Source organism: Methylocaldum sp. MU1018, assembly GCF_053646775.1.
Genome location: NZ_CM132195.1, coordinates 1847972 through 1873447 on the forward strand (window position 1 = coordinate 1847972; position 25476 = coordinate 1873447).

The window sequence follows — 25476 nt, forward strand, 5'->3', positions numbered from 1 at the left end:
GCCTCATTCCGATCCAACGAGTTGCAGCCACAGTCTTTCCTCCACCACCTTCACCGGAAAGCACGCCGTCCGACCCTCGTCCGGCGCGGCGGCTTCTCCCGACGCCAAATCGATCACCCAGTTGTGCAGCGGACAAGCCACCCGCTTTCCGCAAACGATGCCTTGGGAGAGCGGGCCGCCTTTGTGCGGGCAGAGATCGCGAACGGCGAAGATTTCGTCGTCCACGGTGCGGAACACGGCGACAGTGCCGGCCGGCGTCGCGACGACGCGCGCGCCTTGCCGGGGAATGTCCTCGATTCGGCCGATTTCGATCCAGTCGGTCATGGCATTCATCCCACTCTCCTCAAAGGCTCGAAGTGGCGACGCTCGGATTCCTGGGCGAGTACCGCCCACGGGTCGACCTGAGCGTTTTTCTGCGATTCGAGGAACCGTTCGTACAAGGCTCGCCGGCTCGCCGCATCCGAGACGATGCGCTCCTGGACGTACGCCAGGCCGACGCGTTCGATCCAGTGGGCGGTGCGTTCCAGATAACGGGCTTCCTCGCGGTAGAGCTGCATATAGGCGCCGCAGTATTCCTTCACCTCGTCTTCCGTATCGACCTTGCACAGGAAGTCGGTCGCGCGCACCTTGACGCCGCCGTTGCCGCCGACGTGGAGTTCCCAGCCGGAATCCACCGCCACGACCCCGAAGTCCTTGATCGTGGCCTCGGCGCAGTTGCGCGGGCAGCCGGATACCGCCATCTTGACCTTGGCCGGCGTCCACGAACCCCAGGTCATTTTTTCAAGCTCGATGCCCATTCGGGTGGAATCCTGCGTGCCGAAGCGGCACCACTCCTTGCCGACGCAGGTTTTCACCGTACGCAGGGACTTGCCGTAGGCATGGCCGGAGACGAGGCCGTGCTTGCCGAGTTCCGCCCAAACCGCCGGAAGCCGTTCTTTCGGAACGCCCAGAAGATCGATGCGCTGGCCGCCCGTGATCTTGACCGTCGGGATTTCGAACTTCTCGGCCACGTCGGCGATCGCGCGCAGCTCGCTAGGGTTGGTGACGCCGCCCCAGATGCGAGGCACCACGGAATAGGTGCCGTCCTTCTGGATGTTGGCGTGAGCCCGCTCGTTGATGAAGCGCGACTGCGGATCGTCCCGGTATTCGTTGGGCCACTGGCAGAGCAGGTAATAATTGAGGGCGGGACGGCAGGAATGGCAGCCGTCGGCAGTTTTCCACTCGAGAAAGTGCATCACCGCCGGAATCGTCTTCAAATTTTGCGCACGAATCGCCTCCCGTACTTCCTCGTGGGTATGGTCGGTACATTTGCACAGCGGTTTCTTGGCCGGGCTGACCGAATAATCGCTGCCCAGGGTGCTTTGCAGAATCTGCTCGACCAGCCCGGTGCAGGAGCCGCAGGAGGCCGAAGCCTTGGTATGAACGCGCACGTCTTCCAGGGTGAACAGCTTTTTCTGAACGATGGCGTCGACGATGGTCTTCTTGCACACACCGTTGCAGCCGCAGACTTCGGCCGTGTCCGGCATGAGCGCCGCGCGGTTGTCCGCGCCGTGGCCGGCATCGCCCAAATGCGCCTGCCCGAACAGGATGTTTTCCCGGAAAGCGGAGATATCCGTGCCGTCGCGCATCATCTGGAAATACCAGGCGCCGTCGCCGGTATCGCCGTAGAGCACCGCGCCCCTGATGCGGTTGGATTCGACCACCAGCTTCTTGTAGATGCCGCGGGCGGGGTCCTGGAACAGCAGCTCTTCGTAACCGTTGCCGCCCTGAAATTCGCCGGCCGAGAAAAGATCGATGCCGGTCACTTTCAGCTTGGTGGACGTCATCGAACCCTCGTAGCGGGCAGTCCCGTACTCGGCCAGATGATTGGCGCACACCCTGGCCTGCTCGAATAGCGGGGCCACCAGGCCGAAAAGCTGTCGCCGGTGCTGCACGCATTCGCCGACGGCATAGACGCGCGGATCGAAGGTCTGCATCGTGTCGTTGACCAGGATTCCGCGCTCGCAATGGATGCCGGCGCTCTTGGCCAGATCGATGTTGGGACGGATGCCCACCGCCATGACCACCAGATCGGCCGGGATTTCCGAGCCGTCCTTGAAGCGCACGCCGGTGACGCGGTCGCGGCCGAGGATGGCTTCGGTCTGCGCTTCCATCCGGAAATCGAGGCCGCTGTCGGTCAAGGCGCGCTTCAGGAGATCCGCGGCGGGCTTGTCGAGCTGCCTTTCCATCAGCGTGTCGAGAAGATGCACCACGGTGACATTCATCCCGCGTTTTTTCAGCCCATTGGCCGCTTCCAGTCCCAACAGGCCGCCGCCGATGACGACCGCATGCCGGTATTTTTCCGACGCTTGCAGCATCAGTTCCACGTCGCGGATGTCGCGAAAACCGACCACGCCCGGCAAGTCCTTGCCCGGCACCGGGAGCATGAAAGGCGCGGAGCCGGTCGCCAGCAGCAGCCGGTCGTAGCCGGCCTCCAGGCCGTCCTCGGAGCGCACCAGGCGTCGGCGGCGATCGATCGCGACGACCTTCCGTCCTTTGTACAGAGCGATGCCGTTGGATTCGTACCAGGCGTCGTCGTTGAGAACGATGTCGTCCAGCGTCTTTTCGCCGGCCAGCACCGGAGACAGCAGGATACGGTTGTAGTTGCAGTGGGGTTCGGCGCCGAACACGGTGATGTCGTAGGCATCGGGAGCGATTTTCAGCAGCTCCTCGACGGTGCGGATACCGGCCATGCCGTTGCCGATCACGATGAGTTTCTGTTTTCTCATGATTTGCCTCCCTCAGGGATGAATTCCGCTGATCGAATCGAATTTTTTCGGGATGCGGCGGACGTAAGGAACCGCATCGATGAGTCCGGCTCAGATCCGAGCGCCGGACATCGCGCCCCAGGTGGCGCGCCAGCGCTTCTTCACCATGACCAGGCCCAACAGCCCCAGCAGGGGAAGCCCCGCGAACACGCTGAAGCCCGCGGCGAAGCCGCGCTGCATCTCCCAGGACCATCCCAGGGCCTTGGCCAGAAAGAAGCCGCCCACGCCGCCGGCGCAGCCGACCAGCCCGGTGATGACGCCGATCTCCTTGCGGAAGCGCAGGGGCACCATTTGGAACACCGAGCCGTTGCCCATGCCCAGGGCCGTGGCGCCGACGAAGAAGATGGCGACGGCCGCCCAGTCGATGGCGGGCAGTTCGAGCAGATTCCATCCGACGGCTTTGGCGTTCGCGGTCCCGGCCGGCGCCGGGCCTTCCGGCAGAAAAGAGATGGCGAGATAACTCAGGGACACCACGACGAACAGGAACTGCAAGGCGCGGATGCCGCCCACCCGGTCGGCCAGAAGCCCGCCCACCGGCCGGGACATGGAGCCGGCGAACACGACGGTCGCCGCCATCATGCCGGCGGCGATGCCGGAGACGTGATGCCAGTGGGTGAAGTAAAGGGGCAGGGCATTGCCGAGACCGACGAACCCGCCGAAGGTGATGGAATAAAAGAACATGAACCACCAGGTGTCCGGGTCCCGCATGACCGCGGCATAGTTGGCCAGGGTGATCGGCGCGCGCTTGTCGGGAGCGTCCTCGACCAGAACGGTGTAGACGACGAGCACCAGCGCCAGGGGGATGAGCAGAAAGCCGAACACCGCCTGCCAGCCGAAGCGCTCCGCCAGCCACGGAACGATCATGGCATCCAGCACCACGCCCATGTTGCCGGCCCCGGCGATGCCCATGACCAGGCCCTGGTAGCGCGGCGGATACCAGCGGCTGGCCTGGGGCAAGGCCACCGCGAAGCTGGCGCCGGCGATACCCAAGAGCAGGCCCAGCAGCTCCGCTTCCAGCTTGGAGCGCAGGCCGAACACGAACACGTAGGCAAGCCCGAGGATCACCAGCAACTGGGCCAGGATGCCGGTCAGCTTGGGGCCGAGGTGATCGGCCATCGAGCCGAGAACCACGCGGAACACCGCGCCGGACAAAATGGGAATAGCCACGATGGTGAACTTCTCGTTCACCGGCAGCCCCAGGTCCTTGGTGATATACAGGGACAGGGGGCCCAACATGACCCAAACCATGAAAGAGGCATCGAAATAAAGGAATGCCGACAACAGGGTTGGCCAATGGCCGGCTTGTCTGAATTCTTTGAAGTTCATCGTTCAAAGTCCATTCGGTTGATTTCGCGTTGATCCGAACCAATAAAAAAAGCGTCGGGCGGTCACCGGAGGAGAATGACCGCAAGACGCCTTTGTCGAGTCGCGATACGCCGCCGTTGGTGTATCGGGAATTACTGGTGATTAAGCAGAAATCATGCCACTAGCTCTAAACGACGCAATGTATTGATTTGGCACAGTAGTTCAAAACGCTGCGCCGAAGTGGATCGAAGTACCGATCCTTCGTGCACCACTTTAGAAAGGTCTCTGATTTATCGTGGTGCGTAGGTTTTACTCAAAAGGGCTTGGCTTCCGGTCCGCGAAACTTGATCTCAGACTTTTCTTGAATGTTCTACACTTTATTACGGAAATGTGACGCAAAACACAGAACGGCAAATTTGTAAAAACAAGGCGGATCGTCCGCCGAATGTGAGGAGAGCGCATGTCATGTTGAAGGTAAAGCGATTTTTTGCGAGATGGTTTCGGAACGAGGAGGGGGCCAGCGCATTGGAGTATGCGTTGATGGCGGGGCTGATAGCGGTCGCGATTGCCACAACCGTGCAGACTCTTGGAGGAGACGTTAATACTGTGTTTCAAACGATATCGACGAAGCTCCAGGCGGTGTCCGGAGGCACCGGAGACACCGGAGGCTGATGATAGCCAATTTGCCAAGTGCGCGTACCACGCCTGATGGTTGGAACGGGTTTAACGAGCGCTGCGCAATGCGTACCTATACGGTTTGTTGGGTGGTTGGCCCTGATGGATGGAGCAGCTTGCGTAGGATGGCCTGAGCCTGCGAAGCCCATCGATCGCGAGCGATACCTGTCCTGAGCCAGTCGAAGAGTGGTTCCCGATGGTCAGCCCATCCTACATCGTGTGAGCGCCGGTCGATTACTCTGCTGGCCTACATAGTGGAAGAAACGATGCAATGGCATTATGCCGCCATTTACGTCTGGGCGATTGCGTTGTCCGTCTTCGATCTTAACCGGCGGCGACTTCCCAACGGGCTCACCTTGGGCGGCGCGGGATGCGCGATCGCCTACATCCTGGTGCAAGGCCAGAGTCCTTTGGGCGCCGCGCCGTCCTCGGCGCTGCTGGCCGGATTCGGCGCGATCGTCGTCTCGCTGCCGTTTTACGGTCTGGGCTGGCTCGGGGCCGGGGACGCCAAGCTGATGGCGGCGATCGGCTTCATCGGCGGCGCGGAAGTGCTGCTCGCCACTTTCGTTCTGAGCAGCTTGCTGACTTTGCCCTACGTCTTTTGGCGCGTGGTTCGCGCCCGCCGGCGCGAGGAAAATGTCCGGTCCGCGGTGGGCCGAATTCCGCAAGGCGTATTTCTCGCGGCGGGACTTTTGCTGGTCATGGCGGGCGTTTCGCGCACCGGTCTCGGGTGACGGCTCGCGCCGCGATGTGAAATTCCCCGTCCGTCGGACGGTTTTCCGCAGCCTGAAGCTCGCCTTATCCTAAATCCGGCCGTCGGAAACGACCTGAAAAGCCCTAAGAACCTATCCCGGTAGGCTCAAGAAACCCTTCGACAAGCTCAGGGCGAACGGCCTGCCGGGATAGGCTCTAAGCCCCGCCCTCTCTCTCAAAGGGAGAGGGCGTTTTGAAGGTCGGGAAAAGGGCGTTTGACCCCTCGCCCTCCGGGATCGGGGCGAGGGCCTGCGGCGGCTGACGCGACGTGGCGGTCGTTTCGGAGATTCAATGGCGGTTTTTTAGTTTATTTCCGTGACTTACGAAAGATGTACAGACATACGGCCCGCAGACGATCGGACGTTTTCCGCCGGCAAAAGGGCGCGGCCGCTCTCGAATTCGCCCTGGTGTTTCCCCTGTTTTTCGTCCTGTTCTACGGCATCGTCGCCTATAGCTTGATCATGACCCTGGAGCAATCGCTTACCCACGCCGCCGCCGAGGGCGCGCGCGCCGCCGTTGCCGTCGATCCCGCGAAATTCGTGGGCGACGCCGAAGCCTATAAAACTAAAGTCGAGGAAACGGCGTGCGCGACCGTATCCGAGGCGCTCGCCTGGTTGTCCACGCAACCCGGTTGCACATCCGCGGTTCGCTCCGATCCGGGCGATCCGTCCGCCAAGATCGCGGCGATCACCTTGTCGTATCCCTATTCCAGCGCGCCGCTGGTGCCTGTCTTAAACCTTCCGATCGTCGGCAAAATTCCCGACGTACCGGATTCGCTCGTCGCGAGCGCCAGCACCCGGCTCTAGATTTCAATTCGTTCCGGCTTTATTCCAAACCGCTTTCAATAATGCCGAATGAAATTATCCCGTCCCGGTCGTGAGACCGAAAATGGCTTTGCTCGAAATACCTATACTTACGGTTGGATGCGTTTTTTGAGCAGCGGCGAAAAACAATAACGACAAGAAAGCCCATCGATGAACAGCCAGACGCTGAAATTCCTAGCCCTCCTGATGGTTATCGGTTCCGTGATCCTGGCGATCGTCGCTTTGCGGATCGGCGGCGCGCCGGAAAATCCGCCGGCGGCGACGCAGGCCGAGCCGCCGAAACAGCCCGCGCCCCGGATCGTCGTCGCGGCGCGGGCGATTCGACCCGGCGACGAGATCCGCGATGCCGACCTCGAACTGGCGTCCGTCGACCCTGCGCCGCCCGATGCTTTCCGGAATACCGAGGAGGTCGTGGGCCGGTATTCGGTCGCGGCCATCGGCGCGGGGAATCCCGTGCTTCAAAGCCATTTCCCGGCCGTCAACCCGCTGACCGGAACGCTGCGCGAGGACGAACGCGCCGTGGCCGTGAAGGTGAACAATCTGATCGGCGTCGGCGGCTTTTTGCGGCCGGGCGACAAGGTGGATGTGTTGCTCTATCTTCGCGGCAACGATCAACCCGACAAGAAAAACCGGTCGCTGGTCGTGGTCCCTTCGGTGCGCGTTCTGGCCTATGGGGACGAGCTGGCGAGCGCCGAGGACGCCGGCAAGAAAGAAAAGATCAAGAGCAAGGACGCCGGCACGGCGGTGCTCGCCGTCAGCGCGCGGGACGCCGTTCGCCTGAACCTGGCGGAGAACGCGGGCGTGTTGCGGCTGACGCTACGGCCGGCGCTGGCTGCCGAAACCGGAGCGGAAGACCCGGGTTCCATGTCCCTGAACGAAATCGTCGCGGCCGAACCTGAAAAAAACGCTGCGAAAGAACCGAAAGGCCCGGTGGTGGAAGTCTACCGGGCCGGTCAAAAAAGCATCATCCAATTTCCATGACACATCGCATCGATAGACGATTTACCGGCCCGCGAATCTGGCCGACGCTGTGGCTGATCTTCTGTTGCGCTTTCGGCACGAACGCGCTCGCCGCGGCCAAGCACGGCAAACAGCCGCACCGGACGGTCCGTTACAAGGTTCTTCACATCACCGAAGGCCAGCAGAAAGTGCTGCGCTTCTTCGAATCCGTGGCCCGGGTCGCCGTGGGCGATCCCGAGGTGGCCGACGTTTCGATGACGACGCCGGATGAGTTGCTCGTCAGCGGCAAGAAGGTGGGAACGACCGATCTGCATGTTTGGCCGGGGGACAACAAGGGTACACCGCGGCTCTATCGGGTGAGGGTCGACCCGCGCCTGATCGAAGGCGAATTTCAGACGCTCGCCGAGCACGCCGCCAAGGTCCAGACGGAAAAACCGAACGCCCGGGACGCCACCACCGTCGATGTCGGCGGCACCCAGATTCAGGCCGATATCAAGGTGATCGAAGTCAGCCGGACGGGGCTCAAGGAAGCCGGCTTTTTCTTCGGCAAGAATTCCGCCAACACGACGCTGGCCGTCTCCCCGCCCGGCCCGCTGTCGGGCGTCGAGTCCGCCGCCGCGGGCAGCCTGCTGCTGCAAAGCGCCAGCGGATTTTTCCCGTTCCTGGAGGCCTTCAATCTGGTGTTCGGCAATTCCAAGCAGGGCTGGCTCAGCACTATCAGCCTTTTGGAGCGGAGCGGCTACGCCTACACCCTGGCCGAACCCAGCCTGACCGCCATGAGCGGCCAGACCGCCACGTTTCTCGCCGGGGGCGAATTTCCGATACCGGTGACCCAGGGCGGCGCTTCTTCGAATGCCATCACGATTACCTACCGCGAGTTCGGTGTGCGCCTGATGCTGACGCCCACCATCCTGGATTCCGACCGTATCGCCATGAAGGTCGCGCCCGAAGTCAGCGAGCTGGATTTCACCGCCGGCGTTCAGAGCGCCGGCGTGCGCGTGCCGGCCCTCAAGGTGCGCCGCACCGACACCACCATTGAGCTGGGCGACGGCGACAGCTTCGCGATCAGCGGCCTGATCAGCCAAACCACCATCGCCAACGAGGACAAGCTGCCTTTTCTCGGCGACGTGCCGATATTGGGCGCGTTTTTCCGCTCCAAGCGTTTCGACAAGAGCGATAAGGAGCTGCTCATGATCGTGACGCCCCACATCGTCCATCCCCTGGACCGGAACGCGGAGCTTCCGCCGCTGCCCGGCGAAGCGTATCGCCGGACGGATCCCGACTACGCCGATTTCCTGTTCTACAAGCAGGATTCTTACACTCGGCCGCGCGGCGCCATGGAGGGATTTTCGCGATGACCGACGACAAAGGCGGACGCCCTCCGTTTCTGCTGGTCACCGACAGCGAGGCGGCGGCGCGACGATTGATGGAGGTCATCGACCGGCAGGGCGAGTTGTTCGTGTCCGAGCCCGAATCGCTGGAGCGGGTGTTGCAGATCGTCGATTCGGCGGCTTGCGTGCTCGCCATCGTTCACGTCACCCAGGAAGGCCGCTTCCGCCAGATGACGCTGATCGAGGCGCTGCGCGCCGCCAAGCCGCTGCTGCCGGTGCTGGTGTTCGCCGACGATCTGGATTCGGATCTGGTATTGGCGGCTCTGCGGCTGGGCGCTTGCGACGTGATCGCGAAAGATTCTTCGAAGAGCGAAGTGCGGGAACGCTTGCGGCACGCCCTGGAAAGGTGCGCGCCTCAGACCGGCGCGCTGCGCAAGCGCGCCGGCGGCAAAATCATCGCGATCGTCAGCGCTCGCCCCGACGCCGATTGCGCCATATTCGCCCTGCATCTCGCGCTGGCGATACATCGGCTGGAGCCGGCCGGAAAAACCCTGCTGCTCGACCTGGGCGTGCCCGTGGCGGACTCCCTTCTGTTCCTCGGCTTGCGCTCGTCCTACACCTTCGCCGACGCCGTGCGCAGCACCCGCCGGTTCGACGAAATTCTGATCGAAACCGCCTTCGTCAAGCATTCCAGCGGCCTGGCGCTGCTCGCGATGCCCGAAGAAAACGCGGCAACCTCCGATGTCACGAGTAACGACGTGGTCGTCCTGCTCAATATTTTGCGCACCTACCATAATTATGTGGTGATGAACCTCGGGGGAATGCCGCGTTCGGAATTTCTCGCCCTGATGGTCTCTCACGCCGATCACGTTTTTCTGCTGTGCGAGCAGACGGTGCCCAGTTGTCGCAGCAACAAGCGGCTGATGGAGTTTTTCGAGAAGCACCGTCTCGCCGAGCGGATCAACCTGGTGGTCGACCGTTATTTGGAAAGGCAGGATCCGTCCGCGCCGGAAATCGCCCAGCGGCTGGGTATTCCGCTCGGCGCCACCTTGCCGGCCAGCGGGATCGTCCGGCTCGCCATGAAGAACAGCGGGCGGACTCTGTTCGAAATAGCGCCCAAGGACAAATACACGCTGGCGATCGAAAAAATGGCCGCAAGCCTGGCGCAGGAGCGGCCGCCGGAGGAAAGACGCCGCCGGTTCGGTTTTTTGCGCGATTTTTTTCAGCGAAAGCGATCGGAGTAGTTTTCCATGAACTTCGTCAACGCCCCGGCCTTCAATCTCGCGGAAGAACTCCAGGATCTCAAGGGAAAGCTGCACCGTCACCTGCTCGACCAGTCCGATGCCTTGCCGCCGGACGGCGAGGACGCGCGCCTCGATCGGTTCGTCCGGGAGAAGGCGACCCAGTATATCCGCGCCTCGCGCATCGCCATCAATCAGCGCGAGATCGAGCGCCTGGTCAAGGATCTCATCGACGAATTGACCGGCTTCGGCCCCATCGACCCGCTGCTGCGCGACGACAAGATCAACGACATACTGATCAACGGCCCCTATCACGTTTACATCGAACGCAACGGCAAGCTGGAGAAGACGGATCTGCGGTTCATCGACAACGACCACCTGCTCAGGGTGATCCGGCGCATTCTGGCGCCGATGGGGCGGCGGCTGGACGAATCCAGCCCCATGGTCGACGCCCGCCTTCCCGACGGAAGCCGGGTCAATGCGGTGATTCCGCCGCTGGCCATCGACGGGGCCTGTGTTTCGATCCGCAAGTTCCGCAAGGAGCCTCTGACCGCCGCCGACCTCCTCGCTTACGGAACCTGGGACGAGGAAACTCTGACGCTCTTGCGCCGGGCGGTGCAAGCGCGCTGCAACATGCTGGTGGCGGGTTCCACCGGCGCCGGAAAAACCACTTTGCTCAACGTGCTGAGCAGTTTCATCGATCCGGCCGAGCGCCTGATCACCATCGAGGACGCCGCCGAACTGAGCCTGCGCCACAGTCACGTGGCACGTCTCGAAACGCGCCCGCCGGGTCTCGACGGAGGCGGCCAGATCACGGCGCGGGACCTGGTCCGCAATGCCCTCAGGATGCGCCCGGACCGCGTCATTCTGGGCGAGATTCGCGGCGCCGAAGTGCTCGATATGCTCCAGGCCATGAACACCGGGCACGACGGCTCGATGGCCACGCTGCACGCCAACAACCCGCGCGACGCCCTGAGCCGGCTGGAGCTTTTGGCGGGATTTGCCGGCTACAACGGCAGCGAAAACACGCTGCGCCAGCAAATCGTCGGCTCTCTGGATCTGATCGTTCACATCGGCCGCCAGCGCGACGGCCAGCGGCGCATCCTCACCGTGGAAGAAATTCTGGATGTTTCGGACGGCCATTATGTGACGCAAAGCCTTTACCGCCACGAACCGGTCTCCAGACTCAAGCCCAAATCGACCAAGCTGGCCCATTACTCGGTCGACCCGATTTTACCGGTGCGCGGTTATGCCCGATAAATTCCTCTACACCGCTCTCGCGGGCGCATCGATGCTGGGACTGGCGGTCCTGCTGTTCATCCTCGGCCGCCGTCAGGCGGAACGGGAAGAAATCATCCGCCGGCTCGACGAAGAAGTCCGGCCCGCTCGCGAATCCCGGCAGCGGCGCTATCCTTTTTGGCTGCGCTGGATCTACCACACCCTGCAACGGGCCGGCGTCGTGAATCGTCCGGCCCATCTGGCGCTGGCCGTCGCGATTTCGGTTCTGATCGCCGCCGCCGCCGTGCGGCTCAAAGGCATGGTCGGCCTGCTGACGGCTCTGGTCCTGCTCGCCGCCGGGCTGTATCTTTTCGTGATCTGGCGCATCGCCAGGATCGGCAGGATGTTGCGGCAACAACTGCCGACCTTCATCGACCAAATCATCCGCACTCTGAGCGTCGGCCGCAGCTTCGACTATGCGCTGCTCCAGGCGATAGAGACCAGTCCGCCGCCTTTGTCCGACGCGCTGAAAAGCGTGGCGGTCGAAAATTCGCTGGGCGGGGACTTGGCCGAATCCTTGAGCGAAACCGCGAAAATCTACGACATGAAAGAACTGCACCTGCTGGCGCTCGCCTTGCGCATCAATCAACGCTATGGGGGCAGCATCAAGGCGATGCTGGAAAACATCATCACGCTCATTCGCCAGCGCGAGCAGGCGGAACGGGAACTCCGCGCGCTGACCGGGGAAACGCGGCTCAGCGCCTGGGTGCTGGGCGCCATGCCCACGGTCATGGCGGGCTACATGATGATCGTCAATCCCTCGTACCTGGGCTATCTGCTCAAGGACCCCAACGGCCCCGCCATCATTTACACCGCGCTGGGATTGCAGGCCGCCGGGGGCTTGATACTGTGGCGCATGATGCGCGGCATCCGGTGACCGCAATGGCCGATGCTCGCCTCGGGCTGCTGTTGACCGCGCTCGCCGTCTTGGGACTCGGCGCGGCGATCTGGCTTTTCTCCCGGGGACGGGAGCTGGTGCCGCCCGCCGAATTGCGGCGGCGGTTCGCCGAGGCGCTCGGCGACGAAGCCGCCGCCGTGACCTCCAAGTCCGGATCGGGCTGGCTGGAAAATCTCGGTCAGCGCCTGCTGCTGCGGAAAAAAAATACCGACAGCGATGAAATCAAGCTGCTGCTCTCCCGCGCCGGGTGGAAGCGGCAGACCGATCTCGCCGTTTTTTACGCGGTGCAGATGCTCTTTCCCATCCTGGCGGGAATCGTCGCCAGCCATGCTTTTTGGGTGGACGGCATCGAGTCGCGCGATTGGACCAACGGCTTTATCGCCTGCGGCACGGCCTGGCTGCTGCCCAAGCGCATCGTCGCCTATCTGGCCGCCGCCCGGCAGAAGCGGGTGGCCGAGCAAGCCCTGGTCATGGTGCATCTGTTGCGCGTGCTGCTGGGCACCGGCCTGAGCGTGGACCAGTCGCTGCGCTCGCTGGTCGTGGATACCCGGGCGCTGCTGCCCGATGTGGCGGTCGAACTGGGCGCGCTGCTGCGCCGTATCGACATCGGCGAGGATATCGGTTTCGCCATGCGCGACATGGCGCGGGACATGGACGTGCCGGAATTGACGGATCTTTCGATGATATTGGAGCAAACCTGGCGCATGGGCGGTAACGTCATGAAATCCCTGAGCGATTTATCCACCCTGATCGACGAGCGCAGACAGACGGGCCTGAAAGAGAAAGTGTCCAAGCTTTCGGGGCAGATGACGATCGTCATGATGGTGTTTCTGTTTCCGGCGCTGATGGTGTTTTTGGCCGCGCCGGGATTTCTGGCCATCGCCAGGAGCATGAAGCATGCGTTGGGTTAGGCCGCTCGCGCTCGCCGCGGGCGCGGCGTTGACCGCCGGCTGCGGCATGATTCCGTGGATATCGGTTCCCGACATCGGCGGCGAGAACCCGCAGGCTGTCGTCCAAGACCCGCCGCGCGGGGAACCGCCGTTTACGCCGCCCGAGGCGTGCGGCGGAACCTTGTCGCCGGAACAGCGCATGTACCTGGATCTGGTGTACGAAATGGTGAAGCAGGGCCAGTATTACGCCGCCCTGGCCCATCTCGACCAATTGGAAAAAAAAGCGTCGTCTGCGCCGCAGAACGTCTATCTTCGCGCCGAGTCCTTGCGCGGCATCGGACGTCCCGAGCGGGCCGCGAAACTGTACCGTTCGCTGCTGGACGGATGCATGGCGGGCTACAGCCTGCACGGGCTCGGCCTTTTGGCGGCCGCCGCGGGACGTCTGGACGAGGCGGAAGATTTCCTCATGCGCGCCGGTCGGGAGCGGCCGGCGAGCGCCGACGTGCGCAACGACCTCGGCATGGTGCTGCTGCTGGCGGGTCGGCGGGATGCCGCCCGGCAGGAATTTCTCACGGCGGCGGAACTGGATCGGAAAGACCCGCTTCCGGTGGAAAACCTGATCGTTCTGATGCTGATGGACGACAATCCGCGGGAGGCGAAGCGCGTCGCGGAACGCCGCGGACTGAGCGAACAGGACCTGGAACGGCTGGCGCTGCGCGCCCGTCGCCTGGCCGAACGATCCGAACCCGGCGATTCGTCCGTATCGCCGTCATCACCCGCGCAGGAGTAGAAACGATGCGCCATCTCGTTCTCATGCTATTCGTCATGGCCGCGGCGCGCGCCGGAGCGGCGCCGGACGGCCCGGCCCCGGTCGAAGTCTATCCGCTCGATCCGGGCGCGGCCGATTCGCCGGAGCCGCAGGCCATCGTCGCGGACACGGAAACGGGTCTTTGGATGCAACTGCAAAGCTCGGGAAAAATCGCCGGGCCGCGCTACGCCTTGCCGGGTCAGGCGGCCACCAACATCTATCAGCGCTATCTGGACAGCTTCAAGCATAAAATCCCCGAGCAGTTCAATTTCAGGCGAGGCTCGAGTTCATTCTCGGGCTCCGGCTCGGGTTCCGGATCGGGATCGGGATCGGGTTCCGGTTCCGCTCGCTGAGGGCGCCGATGCCGTTCCGCACGTCTCTTTCGCCGCCCGGATTCCGCCGCCAGCGCGGAGCCATCGGCCTTCTCGCGGCGCTGGTGTTGCTGCCGGCGGTGTTGTTCACGGCGCTGGCCCTGGACACCGGACGGCTGTTTCTGGAAAAGCGGAAACTACAGAAGATCGCCGATCTGTCCGCTCTCGACGCCGCGCATGCGATGGCCTGCGCGGACGACAGAAAATCGGAGGCCGTTGCGGCGGCTCGGGCGAGCGCCGCACGCAACGGCTATGCCGGCGATCTCGCCGCGGAAGGCGGGGTAAAAATCGGAATCGTGAAAACCCCCGAGGCTCAGAGCAAGCGCGAATTCCAGGAAGGCGCTCCGGGCGGCGCCGACGCGGTACAGGTCGAGACGCGGAGTACGGTTCCCGCCAGCTTGGTGGCAGGCGGCTGGTTCAGCGACGCGACGGTCACTCTTCGGGCCGAAGCGGTCGGGCGGAGTGACGCGATCGCCGGAATCAGCGCCGGCAGTTTTCTCGCGCGGCTGGATGATGGCGCTCTGAACCGGCTGCTGGGCGGCCTGCTCGGCACCAACGTGAATCTCGATCTGGTGAGTTATCAAGGCATCGCGGACGCGAACTTGACCCTGCTGGATCTGATCCAAGCCCAGGGCTCGGTGGGCACGGTGGACGAATTGCTCGCGCTGCAGATGAGTGTCGGCGATTTCATCGAACTCATGGCGACCGCGCTGACCAACAAAGGCGATTCCGCCGTGGCGGCGGATCTTTCGGGTCTCATGGTCGGTGTGCCCGATACGCTGACGCTCGGCGACCTGCTCAAGGTGACGACCGACGACCCCGAAGCGGCAGCCACAGCTTCGGTCAATGCACTCGATCTTCTGGTGTTGGGTGCCGAGGTCGCCAACGGCCAGAACGCCATCGCCATTCCGGCTGCCGGGATCACTGTTCCGGGAGTCGCGAGTATCGGTTTGAGCTTGCGGCTGATCGAGCCGCCGCAGATCGCCATCGGTCCCGCCGGACAAGACGAGAACGGGAACTGGAGAACCCAGGTGCAAACCGCGCAAGCGCGGTTAGGGATCAATCTAGGTCTTGTTCCCATGCCCTTAGGCATACCGTTGGTATTGACGATTCAACTCGTCAATCTCCAGCTCGCCGTCGATGCCGCCCCGACCACCGCCTGGCTGGAAAACGTCGGCTGCCCGGCTCCTGACCATCCCGACGGATCGGCCACGGTCGGCAGTCAGCCGGGCGTCATCACCATTGCCGTCGGCACACTCGACGCCAATGGCGAGGTTACAGGTCCAGCCAATGTCGCTACGGTCGAGGTGCTCGGCTTGCTCGGCGGCGGCGTAAAGGTCCAGATCGGGGCCAGCGCCGACGTGAGCGTTGCCGGCGATCTCCAGAGCACACCCTTCGACGGACCGTTTCCTCAGACCGAGACCGTGGGCACGCCGCTGGACGAAGGATTGAACAGCGCGCTCTCAAGCTTGGCGGGGAGCTTGGATCTGCAAGTGATGGTGGGGTCTCTCAATGTGACGCTCCTCAATCAGGTGATCAATCTCTTGGTGCCAATACTGACTCCCATCATCACCGGGTTAGGAGATGCCGTCCTTACCCCTTTGCTGGAGGCGCTGGGCGTGAACGTGGGCGGCGCCGATCTTGGCGTTTTCACTGTTCGATTCGCCAGACCGACACTGGTGATTTGATGCGCCAAGCGCGATGGGCTTATCTTTGCACCTACCCGGTTCCGAAAGAACGATGATCGAATGATCGGCCGCAATTCCAAACTCGTCTGGCTGGCCCTCAATCTGGTGCTGATCGTCGCCGTCGGCGTCACGCTGGGGATCGGCGCGCGCGCCGTCCTGGTCGAATGCGCCCGGGAACGGGACCGGGAGGCACAACAAATCCGCCAGTTCGTCTCCCAGGGACTGGAGTGGTCGCGCGGCAATGTGCGGCAACTGCGCGCCGGGCTGGCATCGCTGCCATTGGGGGCGTCGTTCGCCGCGCTCGAGATCCGAGGCAAGTCCGGAACCCTGCTGGATATCCGCTATGACGCGCCATCCGCGCCGCCCGCCTGGGCAAGCGCGCTCCCGCCGCTTGCTCCCGCCGTGTTGGAGTTACCGCTGGACAACAGGAATTCGCAGGTTCTGAGGTTGGTTCCGGCATCTTTCCACCCGGCTTCGCGGCTCGCACAAGCGATCTATCCCGCCTTGGCGGGCGGCGCGGCCGCGATTCTCGTCGCCAATCTGTTCTGCTGGATTCTTTCGAGGCGAACGAGAAAGGCCTGGATCGAGCGAGCCCATTGGGAAAGTGCGGTGTCGCCGCAGCGCCCCGCGGAAGCGCCGGCCGATGCCGAAAAATCCATGTCCCGGCCGGAGCGTCCGCCGGACGGCCTGGAGCGGTGCCCGGAAGCGATCGTCGTCTGCGACGCCGAGCGCCGGGTGAGTTACGCCAACGCCGTCGCCCGGTCGCTGTTCCGACACACGCCGGCGATCGCGCCGGGCGGCGCCGTTCTCGAATTGATCGCGCCCTGGGATCGCGCCCGGTTCGCGGAGGCGCTCGCCGTTCGCGAGCCGGAGGAGGCCGCGAGAACCGTGCGGCTACAGGCGTTGACGGCGCAGGGCGGCATCCGCCCGGTCGATGTCGCCATCGGGACTCTGGCGGCCGGCGAGCCGGCCCTGATCCTGAGCCTGCGCGACGCCGGCGCCGCCCAGTCGCTGGAAACCGGCTTGGCATTGCGCGACCGGCTTCTCGATATGCTTCCGCAGGGGCTGGCCATCGTATCGCCGCGCGACCACGGCGAGATTCTGTATTGCAATCGGGCGTTTCGGAGCCTGCTGCGGTCTTCTTCCGGATTGCCCGATCGCGCGACCTTGCCCGGCGTTCTGGTCGAAGGGGCCGAGGACGGCGTCGTTCGCTCCGTGCAAGCCGCCGTCGAAAAGATCGCGCCGCTCGATCTGAGCCTGACCTGGCACGACTCGGCCCTGCTGGACATCCGGCTCGTCCCGCTTTCTCCCGGCTCGGTCGACGCAGCCTGTCTCGCCGTCATCGTTTGCGACAGAACCCAAGAGGCCGCCGCGCGCGAGCGGGTCGAGCGGGAACTTGCGCTCAACCGGGCGATTCTCGACGAAATGCCGCTGGGCCTTTGCGTCGCCGACGCCGAAGGCAAGGCCTTGGCAGTCAATGCCCGGCTCGCCGAGCTGACCGGGCGAACCCGAAGCCAGCTCATGGATTCGGCCCTGGAGGAATGGCTGCCGCGGGATGCGAAAACGAAAGGGCGCATTCTTTACGGGGAATTCGCGGTGGAGGCCGGCGCCACGAGCAAGACGGTAAAGATCAACACCCTGAAGCTGCCCGCGCCGGCGAGCGGCGGCGAATACGTCTATTTCTTCGACGACGTTACGCTCTTGAGACAACAGGCGCAGACCAGCGCCGAGGAAGCGGAGCGGTTGCAACTGACCCTGGACGGCATCGCCGAAGGCATCATCACCACCAACCCGGACGGCTTCATTCAATACCTCAATCCTCACGCGAGACAGCTGACCGGCCTGGACGGGCACGAATACGTCGGCATGCCCATCGGAAAAGTCCTCCGGCTCACCGACGAGAAAAAGCGCCGTCCGCTGGCCGATCCGGTGTTGAGGGCCATGCGCATCGGCAAGACGATCAGGTTCAGGCAAGACGTCCTTCTGTTGAGCGAAGGCAAGCCTGAGCTGGCGGTGGAAATCTCGGCCACGCCCATCTTCGATCGCAAACAGACCCTGCTCGGCGGCGTGGTGGTGCTGAAAGACGTGTCGGAGCAGCGCCTGCTGGCGCGGCAAATGCAAATGCGCGCCAGCCGCGATCCGCTGACCGGCCTGGTGAATCGCCGCGAACTGCTGTCCGTGCTGGAATCGCTGCAATACGAAGTCGACGAGCATCACAGACAACACTCGCTGTGCTACATGGATCTGGACAAATTCAAGATCGTCAACGATAGCTGCGGCCATCCCGCGGGGGACGAGCTGCTGCGGCAGATGTCCCGACTGATGGGCGAATGTCTGCGGAGCCAGGACATCCTCGCCCGCATCGGCGGCGACGAGTTCTGCGCGGTGTTGCCCAATACCCGGCCTGAAGACGCCAGGAGCGTGGCCGAGCGGATTCGCGAATCGGTGAAATCCTTCCGATTCTCGTGGGACGGCAAGTATTTCGAAATCGGCATCAGCATCGGCATCGTCGGACTGAAGCCAGGACTCGGCGTCGAGGAGAATCTCGGCGCAGCGGATCAAGCCTGTTACGAAGCCAAGGAAAGAGGGCGCGATCTGGTCTACGTATCCGTCGGACGGGAGCAAGAGGGCGACAAACTTGTGCCGGCGCCCTGGCATGAACGGTTGCTCGAAGCCTTGGAGCACGATTATTTCCACTTTTCCTTCCGGGATGCCTGCTTTTTGCACGAAAACCCCCGGTCCGCGCCGGGCTATCGCGAAATTTTGCTGCAACTGCGCGAGCCCGAGCGGATGCCGCTGGTCGCCTCCGCCTTCATGCCCAATGCCCAGCGGTCCAATTTGGTCCCCGCCATCGAACGCTGGGCCATCAGCAAGCTCTTTTCGTTGCCGCGCCAGCCCGGCGATGCCCATGTCTGCGCCATTCCGCTGTCGGCGGCCACGCTTTCCGAGAACGGCTTCGTTTCGTTTCTGTCCGAACAAAGCGAGCGGCATCGGGTTCCGCCCTCGTCGATCTGTTTCGAGATCGCCGAGAACGATCTCGTGCAGAATTACAGCCTGGTGCAAGACTTCATATCGAAAGGCAGGGCGCAGGGCTATCGGTTCTGCCTGAGCCAATTCGGCGGTGGAGTCTCTTCCTTCGCCTACATCCGCAACTTGCCGCTGGATTTTCTCAAAATCGACGACAGCCTCACCTACCGGGTGGAAATCGACGACATCGACGAAGCCATCGTCTCGGCGATTCAAAACATCGCCGAACACATGAACATTCTCACCATCGCCCAAAACGTGAACGGCCGGACCCTGCTGGAACGCTTGCGAACCTTGGGAATTCACTATGCCCAGGGCGCGGCGGTGCTCGAGAGCCGGTCTTTGTCCTGAAGCCTTCGGTTCAGACGACGAAAGGCCCTTGCGCTCCGGTCCGGATGCTCGCGCCTTTTTGCACGTCGATGACGTAAACCTTGCCGTCGCCCGGCAGTCCGGTATGAGCGTGATGCAGGATCGCCGCGACGATCGCGTCCGTCAGCTCGTCGGGCGCGAAGATTTCCAGGCGTTTCTTGCGGGCGAAAGGCATGAAACCCCGGCCAGCCTCGATCCTGTCGCGTCCGAATCCTTCGCAGTCGCTGACGCTCATCCCGGGAAAGCCGGGGATTTCCGACAAAGCTTGGGCCAGCCGGGGAAGTGTATGCGGCTGGACGTAGGCGCGTATCTCTTTCATGTCCGATGTCCGAAACGAGGGTTTTCTTCAAAATGGCGGTAGAGCAAGGGCAGGATGGTCAAGGTCAGCACCGTCGCCGTAACCAGGCCGCCGATGATGACCACCGCGAAGGGCTTGGCGGTTTCGGAGCCGACGCTGGTGGACACCGCCGCCGGAATCAGCCCGAGCATCGCCATCAGCGCGGTCATGGCCACCGGGCGCAAGCGGCTGACCGAGCCGATGACGATCGCATCGTGGAGGGATCGGCCCTCCTGCTGAAGGCGATTGAGCTGCGAGACCAGAATCACGCCGTTCTGTACGGCGATTCCGAACAGCGCGATGAAGCCCACCGCGGCCGATACGCTGAGGTTGATTCCGGTCAGCCACAAGGCGACCAGGCCGCCGATCAGGGCGAACGGCACGTTCATGACGATCAGCGAGGCGTGCCGGACCGACTGGAAGGCCCAGAACAGCAGTACGAAGATCAGGGTGAGGCTGATCGGCACGATGATGGACAGCCGCTTCATGGCCCGCTGCTGGTTCTCGAACTGGCCGCTCCAGACGACGCGGTAGCCGGGCGGCAAGGCCACTTCCCGCGCCACGCGCGGCATCGCTTCCTCGACGAATCCGCCCTGGTCGCGGCCGATCAGGTTGCACTTGATGGCGATGCGCCGCATGTTTTCCTCGCGGCCGATGCGCGAGGCGCCGATGTCCACCTTGATTTCCGCGAGCTGCGCCAGCGGGAGGCGGCTGCCGTCCGGAGCCTTGACCGTGAGGTTTTCGAGATCCGCCACCGATGAGCGGCCGTCGCCGGCCAGCCGCACGGTGATGTCGAAGCGCCGGCTGCCCTCCAGGAACTGCGAAGCCGTCTTGCCGCCCACGGCCATTTCGAGGGTGTCCTCGACATCGGACACGTTGACGCCGTAGCGGGCGATTCGCGCCCGGTCGATGCGGATGACCGCCTGGGCGAGCCCGGCCTGCTGTTCCGCCGCCACGTCGGTGGCGCCGCGGATGGATTTCAAGATCTGCACGATCTGGTCGGCCTTTTCCTGCAACACATTCAGATCGTCGCCGAAAATCTTGACCGCGATCTCGCCCTTGACGCCGGAAATAGCTTCCTCGACGCTGTCCTGGATGGCCTGGGAAAAATTGAGCTGAATGCCGGGGAAAACGGACAGCTTGTCGTTCATGGCCCGGATCAGTTCCTCCTTCGCCCTGAAGCGCCAGGTGTCCTTGGGCTTCAGGGCGATGAGGATTTCCAGATTGTTGAAGCCTTTCGGATCGGTGCCGTCCTCGGGACGGCCGAGATGCGTCAGAACCCGTTCGGCTTCCGGAAAGCGCTCGATGCGCTCCCGAATCCCCCGTTCGACGTCCTTGGCCTTGTTCAGCGAAATCGGTGTGGGCAGGGTAACGGTCAGCCAGATGTTGCCTTCGTCCAGCTTGGGCATGAACTCGGTGCCGATGAAGTGCAGAAGCCCCAGGGACAGCGCCAGAGCCAGAAGCGCGCCGCCGATCACCGGCTTTGGTCTTTTCAGCACCCGTTCCAGAATCCGCCGGTAGCCGGTTTCCATCCGGTGCACCAGCGGATTGTGGCGCTCTTCCAGCCGCTTGCCCAGCAGAAAGCTGAGCAGCACCGGGATCAGGGTTAGGCTGACGACGAGCGAGCCCAAGAGGGCAAAGCTCAGGGTATAGGCCATGGGCGAGAAGATTTTGGCCTCCACCCGCTGAAAGGTGAAGATGGGGAGGAAGGCCGTGATGATGATGGCCTTGGAAAACAGGATCGGCCGGCCCATCTCGGAAGCGGTCATGAGCATCGACTGGCGCATGTGGTTCAGGCTTTCCCGGCGGCGCATTTCCAAGGTGGTCCTGACCATGATGGCTTCCACCAGCACCACCGCGCTATCCACGATGATGCCGAAGTCGATGGCTCCGAGCGAGATCAGGTTGGCCGAGACGCCCCGCGCGTCGATCAGGATGAACGCGAACAGGAGCGACAGCGGAATCACCAGGGTCACGATCGCCGCCACCCAGACATTGCGCAGGAACGCCACCAGGATGATCAGGATCAGGACGGCGCCTTCCACCATGTTGTGCTCGACGGTATGGAGCGTGTGTCGGATCAGTTCGGTACGGTCATAGATCGGCCTGATCTTGACGCCGGGCGGCAGGCCGTGGGTATTCAGCTCGGCCACCGTCTCCTTGACGCCCGCCAGCACGTTGGTCGCGTTCTTGCCCTTGATCAGCATGACCACGCCCTCGACCACATCGTCCCGCCGGTTGTAGGCGACGATGCCGGTGCGCGGCTGCGGGCCGATGCCGATGTCCGCCACGTCCCGCACCTCGATCGGAGCGCCGCTGCGGGTCGTCACCACGATCTCGCCGATGTCTTCGCTGCCGGCGAGCAGCCCCACGCCGCGCACCACCAGCGCCTCGTCGCCGTGCTCGATATAGCCGCCGCCGGTGTTGCCGTTGTTGTCGGCGATCGCCTGGTATACGTCGGCGATGGTCAGATCGAAATCCTTCAGACGGTCGGGCCGGACCTGGACCTGGTATTGCTTGACGCCGCCGCCGAAGGACACCACGTCCGCCACACCCTGCACGGTGCGCAGGCGCGGCTCGACGACCCAGTCCTGGATGGCGCGCTGATCCACCAGGGGCGTGCCTTTGGCATCGATGACATAGCGGTAGATTTCTCCGACGCCGGTGGTGAGCGGGCCCAGCACCGGGTTCACGTCGCTAGGCAGGCTGACGTTGCGGAGGCGCTCCAAAACCTGCTGCCGCGAGAAATAATCCTCGGCGGTGTCGTCGAAGGTGAGCGTGACCACCGACAGCCCGAAAATCGACACCGAGCGCAGGTTGATGAGATGGGGCAGGCCGTTCATTTCCCGCTCGATCGGCAAGGTCACGATTTTCTCCACCTCCTCGGGCGCCTGGCCGGGATACTGGGTGATCACCTGCACGAAGACGTTCTGAACGTCGGGGAAAGCCTGGATCGGCAAGCGTTCGAACGAAATGACGCCGAGCACGACCGTGACCAGCGTGAGTCCGATGACCAGCAGCCGTTGCTGAAGGCAGAAAGCGAGAATGCGGCTAATCACGGCTGTCCGGTTCGGCTTCCTCGGCGTTGGCTTCCTCGGTACGCAGCATCAGCGCGCCCTGGCCGACGATGGTTTCTCCCGGCTGGAGTCCCGACAGGATCACGGCGCGATCCTTGAGGCGCAGGCCCACCTGGACCTCGCGGCGCTTATAGCGGCCGTTGCCGAGCGCGACGAACACCTGGTCGGTCTCGCCTTCGGTGAACAGGGCAGACAAAGGCACCACGATCACGCGGTCGTCCGCTTCGCTTTGCACTTCCACCGTAGCATACATGGCCGGCAAAAGCCGGCCGTCCGGGTTGTTCACGGCGCAGCGCACTTTCACCGTGCGCGTCGTTTCGTCGACGATTTTGTCGATGTATTCGATGACCCCGGCAAATGCGACGCCCGGATAGGCCGGCACGCTCGCCAGCACCTTCTGGCCGACGTGGATCAGCCCCAGGTCTTTCTCGAACACGTTCATCAGTACCCACAAGGCGTTCAGGTCGGATACCACGAACAAGGGGTCGGGCAGGTCGGGGCGGACTTCCATGCCGGGATTGATGCGGCGCTCGGTGACCACGCCGGCAATGGGCGTGCGCAGCAGAAAATGGTTGTCGAGCCGGGTGTCCTCGATTTTCAGATTGCGCAGCCGCATCAGGGTGCGCCGGGCCTCGTTGCGGGCGCGGTTGACGTTGTCTTCCGCCTGTTGCAGTTCCCTGCGCGGCAGCACGCTGCCTTCATAAAGGATTTTCGCCCGCTTATAGGCCGCCTCGGCGAGTCTTTGGTCCGCCAGGGCATTGGCATAATCCTCCTTGGCCTGGCCCAGTTCCGGACTATCCAGTTCGACCAGCGGCGCGCCGGCCTGCACCGGGTCGCCCAGGGCCGCGAGCGGGGAAACGACTCGTCCTGCGAGCGGCGACGTAATCCGGGCGGTTTTGAGTTCGTTGTAAGCGACTTTGCCTGGAACCGGCTCCATCAGCGGGCGGGCCGTCAGTTCGAGCTTAGTTTCCTGGATGTAGCTGCGTTTCGACGAATCGGCCGAGAGCGCGACTTCGTCTTTCGGCCTCCCCGATGTCGCGGGTTTTTGCCGGCTGTCGTCATCGTGATGGCAGCCGGCCAGGGCAATCAAGCAAACCAGAAGCGGCAATAAGCGCGACATCCGAACTAAGGTCCATTTTGTCATCGTTTGTCTTCGATTACCGGAATCTTGGCGCCGCGGAAAGCCGCCGCACGGCTTCAGCGCAGCCATAGGGCGTTCAACAGGCGCGAAATGCCGACCCATTATGATTGGATTTTGTCGTGTTGGTGAGAAAAGTTCGGAGCAGGACCGGACCTCGATACGGAAAGTCGAGGATTGGAATTCGGCTGCGCGGTTCTATCCGATGATTTGAGGAAAAGAAGCCGCGGGAAGTTCATAAGCAAAGGGCATGCCTTCGTGAAAATCCAGGCGGTTTACCGCGCCGGCCCGGACGGACCGGAGAGCGAACGGTCATGCGCCGGGTGTAAAGAACCCGCGTTCGGTGGCTTTGAACCGGCGTGCCGTGAGGTCGCGGCTTTTTCGCGAACGGATTCATCGGGTTGCGGAGACTCTGAAAGATTCATGAAAGGTTCGCCGGATACAATCGGGCATTATCCTGAGGCACAGGTCCGGCGGCGGCGGCGAAAGCGGCCGATCCGGCAAGGCTCGGGGTTTCTGTAACTCTATCAATCGATCCGAACCGCCACCTTCATCATATGCGCATTGTCTATCTGCTGGTCGCGACCGTGATGTTCCTTCTGAGTGCCTGCGGAAAGCCGGGAGGCAATCCGGGGCGCGCACCGTCCGGCGCGGAGGCGGATCGAGCCGGCGATGGCCCTAAGCCGGAAGCTAACCGAACCGTCCGGATTCGCCCCGAATCCCGGCCTTACGTCACGGTGCAGGTCATCGCGCCGAAAGCGTACTCCGGCATCATCTCGGCTCCCGGCCGGGTGGATTTCCGGGCCAAGGCGATCTCCACGGCGGCCACGGTGGTCGCGGGGCGGATCAGCAAGGTTCACGTCCAGATCGGCGACCGGGTCAAGGCGGGCCAGCCGCTGGCGACCTTGATCAGCGTCGAAGCCGCGCAGATGCGGTCCGATTTCAATCGCGCCAAAGCCGAACTCGCGCGGGACGAGGATCGCTACAAACGCCAGCTCGAAATGCAGCGGACCGGCGTCGGGCTCGAAGTCGAACGGATGGAGGCCGAAACCCAGTTGGAAGAGGCCCGCTCGGATTTCGAGCGCAGCCGCGATGCCTTGAGGCTATTGGGCGATGGCGTGGCGGAAGAGGTCGTCGTGCGCGCGCCCATGGACAGCACGGTTTTGCGCGCGCATACCCCGGTCGGCGCGGCGGTCCAACCCGGCAGCGCGCTGTTCGATCTGGGCGAGCCGTCCGCCCTTTGGATCATCGCGGACGTGTTCGAGCGGGATCTGCTTCTGGTCGAAAAAGGGGCGGAGGCCGATGTTGAGATTGCCTCGGCGCATCAGCCGATCAAGGGCCATGTCGTTGCCGAGAGCACCGCCCTTCAGACCGAATTGCGGCGGGCCTCGGTGTTCATCGAGCCGGACGACCCGACCATGCCGCTGCGGCCGGGCATGTACGCGCGGGTGGCGATCAAGGTCGCCGGCCCTGACAGCATCGTTCTTCCCACCGAGGCCGTGCTGATCAAGGACGGTAAGCAGACCATCGTCTACGTGGAAACGGACGAGGGCGTTTTCGAGCCCCGCAACGTCCTGGTGGGACCGGCGCGGGACGGCATGACGCCGGTTCTGGACGGCCTCTCCGGGGGCGAGCGCGTGGTGGTTTCCGGGGCGCTGCTGATCGACGGCGAAGCCGCGATGCTGCTGTAGGGGAGACG

20 protein-coding genes are annotated in these 25476 nt (G+C 63.2%); 14 read left to right on the forward strand and 6 right to left on the reverse strand.

Translation table 11 applies throughout. The features are described 5' to 3' along the window. Positions 1-3: 3 nt before the first annotated feature. The 3 genes from nirD to ACWJKU_RS08585 all read right to left on the reverse strand — a co-directional run bounded on the left by nirD (position 4) and on the right by ACWJKU_RS08585 (position 4133). Positions 4-333, reverse strand: coding sequence for a nitrite reductase small subunit NirD (nirD, locus tag ACWJKU_RS08575; protein ID WP_454147699.1), 330 nt, complete (start codon positions 331-333; stop codon positions 4-6). Further along, the gene (gene nirB / locus ACWJKU_RS08580) at positions 330-2768 is read right to left on the reverse strand and encodes a nitrite reductase large subunit NirB (protein WP_454147701.1); all 2439 of its coding nucleotides are present in this window, start codon (positions 2766-2768) and stop codon (positions 330-332) included. Before nirB ends, nirD begins: the two co-directional genes overlap by 4 nt. 90 nt (positions 2769-2858) lie before the next feature. Beyond that, positions 2859-4133 (reverse strand): MFS transporter, encoded by a 1275-nt coding sequence (locus tag ACWJKU_RS08585; protein ID WP_454147703.1) that lies wholly within the window; start codon positions 4131-4133, stop codon positions 2859-2861. A 444-nt stretch (positions 4134-4577) separates the two neighbouring features. Here ACWJKU_RS08585 and ACWJKU_RS08590 point away from each other — a divergent pair, with 444 nt between their 5' ends. The 13 genes from ACWJKU_RS08590 (at position 4578) to ACWJKU_RS08650 (ending at position 19207) form a co-directional block, all read left to right on the forward strand. Beyond that, positions 4578-4784, forward strand: a complete 207-nt coding sequence (locus ACWJKU_RS08590) for a Flp family type IVb pilin (protein WP_454147705.1) — start codon at positions 4578-4580, stop codon at positions 4782-4784. A 269-nt stretch (positions 4785-5053) separates the two neighbouring features. Then, positions 5054-5521 (forward strand): prepilin peptidase, encoded by a 468-nt coding sequence (locus ACWJKU_RS08595; protein WP_454147706.1) that lies wholly within the window; start codon positions 5054-5056, stop codon positions 5519-5521. A gap of 348 nt (positions 5522-5869) precedes the next feature. After that, positions 5870-6346 (forward strand): TadE/TadG family type IV pilus assembly protein, encoded by a 477-nt coding sequence (locus ACWJKU_RS08600; RefSeq protein WP_454147708.1) that lies wholly within the window; start codon positions 5870-5872, stop codon positions 6344-6346. 168 nt (positions 6347-6514) lie between these two features. Further along, positions 6515-7345 carry a Flp pilus assembly protein CpaB gene (gene cpaB / locus ACWJKU_RS08605; protein ID WP_454147710.1) on the forward strand — a complete coding sequence of 277 codons (831 nt, stop codon included), beginning with the start codon at positions 6515-6517 and terminating at the stop codon, positions 7343-7345. After that, positions 7342-8682 (forward strand): type II and III secretion system protein family protein, encoded by a 1341-nt coding sequence (locus tag ACWJKU_RS08610; RefSeq protein ID WP_454147712.1) that lies wholly within the window; start codon positions 7342-7344, stop codon positions 8680-8682. The genes cpaB and ACWJKU_RS08610 overlap by 4 nt, the downstream gene beginning before the upstream one ends. Next, a complete protein-coding gene (locus ACWJKU_RS08615) occupies positions 8679-9899 on the forward strand; it encodes an AAA family ATPase (protein ID WP_454147714.1) in 1221 nt (406 codons plus the stop codon). Before ACWJKU_RS08610 ends, ACWJKU_RS08615 begins: the two co-directional genes overlap by 4 nt. A gap of 6 nt (positions 9900-9905) precedes the next feature. After that, positions 9906-11156, forward strand: coding sequence for a CpaF family protein (locus ACWJKU_RS08620; RefSeq protein ID WP_454147716.1), 1251 nt, complete (start codon positions 9906-9908; stop codon positions 11154-11156). Then, positions 11146-12051 (forward strand): type II secretion system F family protein, encoded by a 906-nt coding sequence (locus ACWJKU_RS08625; RefSeq protein WP_454147718.1) that lies wholly within the window; start codon positions 11146-11148, stop codon positions 12049-12051. Before ACWJKU_RS08620 ends, ACWJKU_RS08625 begins: the two co-directional genes overlap by 11 nt. 5 nt (positions 12052-12056) lie before the next feature. Next, on the forward strand, positions 12057-12983 hold the full coding sequence (locus ACWJKU_RS08630) for a type II secretion system F family protein (RefSeq protein ID WP_454147720.1): 927 nt from the start codon (positions 12057-12059) through the stop codon (positions 12981-12983). Further along, positions 12970-13752, forward strand: a complete 783-nt coding sequence (locus ACWJKU_RS08635) for a tetratricopeptide repeat protein (protein ID WP_454147722.1) — start codon at positions 12970-12972, stop codon at positions 13750-13752. The genes ACWJKU_RS08630 and ACWJKU_RS08635 overlap by 14 nt, the downstream gene beginning before the upstream one ends. Before the next feature lie 5 nt (positions 13753-13757). Next, positions 13758-14123, forward strand: a complete 366-nt coding sequence (locus tag ACWJKU_RS08640; protein ID WP_454147724.1) for a DUF3613 domain-containing protein — start codon at positions 13758-13760, stop codon at positions 14121-14123. A gap of 8 nt (positions 14124-14131) precedes the next feature. Further along, positions 14132-15829 (forward strand): pilus assembly protein TadG-related protein, encoded by a 1698-nt coding sequence (locus ACWJKU_RS08645; RefSeq protein ID WP_454147726.1) that lies wholly within the window; start codon positions 14132-14134, stop codon positions 15827-15829. A 60-nt stretch (positions 15830-15889) separates the two neighbouring features. Continuing rightward, positions 15890-19207 carry a diguanylate cyclase gene (locus tag ACWJKU_RS08650; protein WP_454147728.1) on the forward strand — a complete coding sequence of 1106 codons (3318 nt, stop codon included), beginning with the start codon at positions 15890-15892 and terminating at the stop codon, positions 19205-19207. A gap of 10 nt (positions 19208-19217) precedes the next feature. Here the strand turns inward: ACWJKU_RS08650 and ACWJKU_RS08655 are convergent, their stop codons facing one another. From ACWJKU_RS08655 to ACWJKU_RS08665, 3 genes are read right to left on the reverse strand one after another with little or no spacing between them, the layout of a single operon-like run. Then, positions 19218-19544: a P-II family nitrogen regulator gene (locus ACWJKU_RS08655; RefSeq protein ID WP_454147730.1), complete on the reverse strand. Its 327-nt coding sequence runs from the start codon at positions 19542-19544 to the stop codon at positions 19218-19220. Beyond that, on the reverse strand, positions 19541-22621 hold the full coding sequence (locus tag ACWJKU_RS08660) for an efflux RND transporter permease subunit (RefSeq protein ID WP_454147732.1): 3081 nt from the start codon (positions 22619-22621) through the stop codon (positions 19541-19543). Before ACWJKU_RS08660 ends, ACWJKU_RS08655 begins: the two co-directional genes overlap by 4 nt. Beyond that, positions 22614-23783: an efflux RND transporter periplasmic adaptor subunit gene (locus tag ACWJKU_RS08665; RefSeq protein ID WP_454147734.1), complete on the reverse strand. Its 1170-nt coding sequence runs from the start codon at positions 23781-23783 to the stop codon at positions 22614-22616. The genes ACWJKU_RS08660 and ACWJKU_RS08665 overlap by 8 nt, the downstream gene beginning before the upstream one ends. A gap of 551 nt (positions 23784-24334) precedes the next feature. On the opposite strand from ACWJKU_RS08665, the gene ACWJKU_RS08670 reads away from it, so the two are divergent. Further along, positions 24335-25468: an efflux RND transporter periplasmic adaptor subunit gene (locus ACWJKU_RS08670; protein WP_454147736.1), complete on the forward strand. Its 1134-nt coding sequence runs from the start codon at positions 24335-24337 to the stop codon at positions 25466-25468. Positions 25469-25476 lie beyond the last annotated feature (8 nt).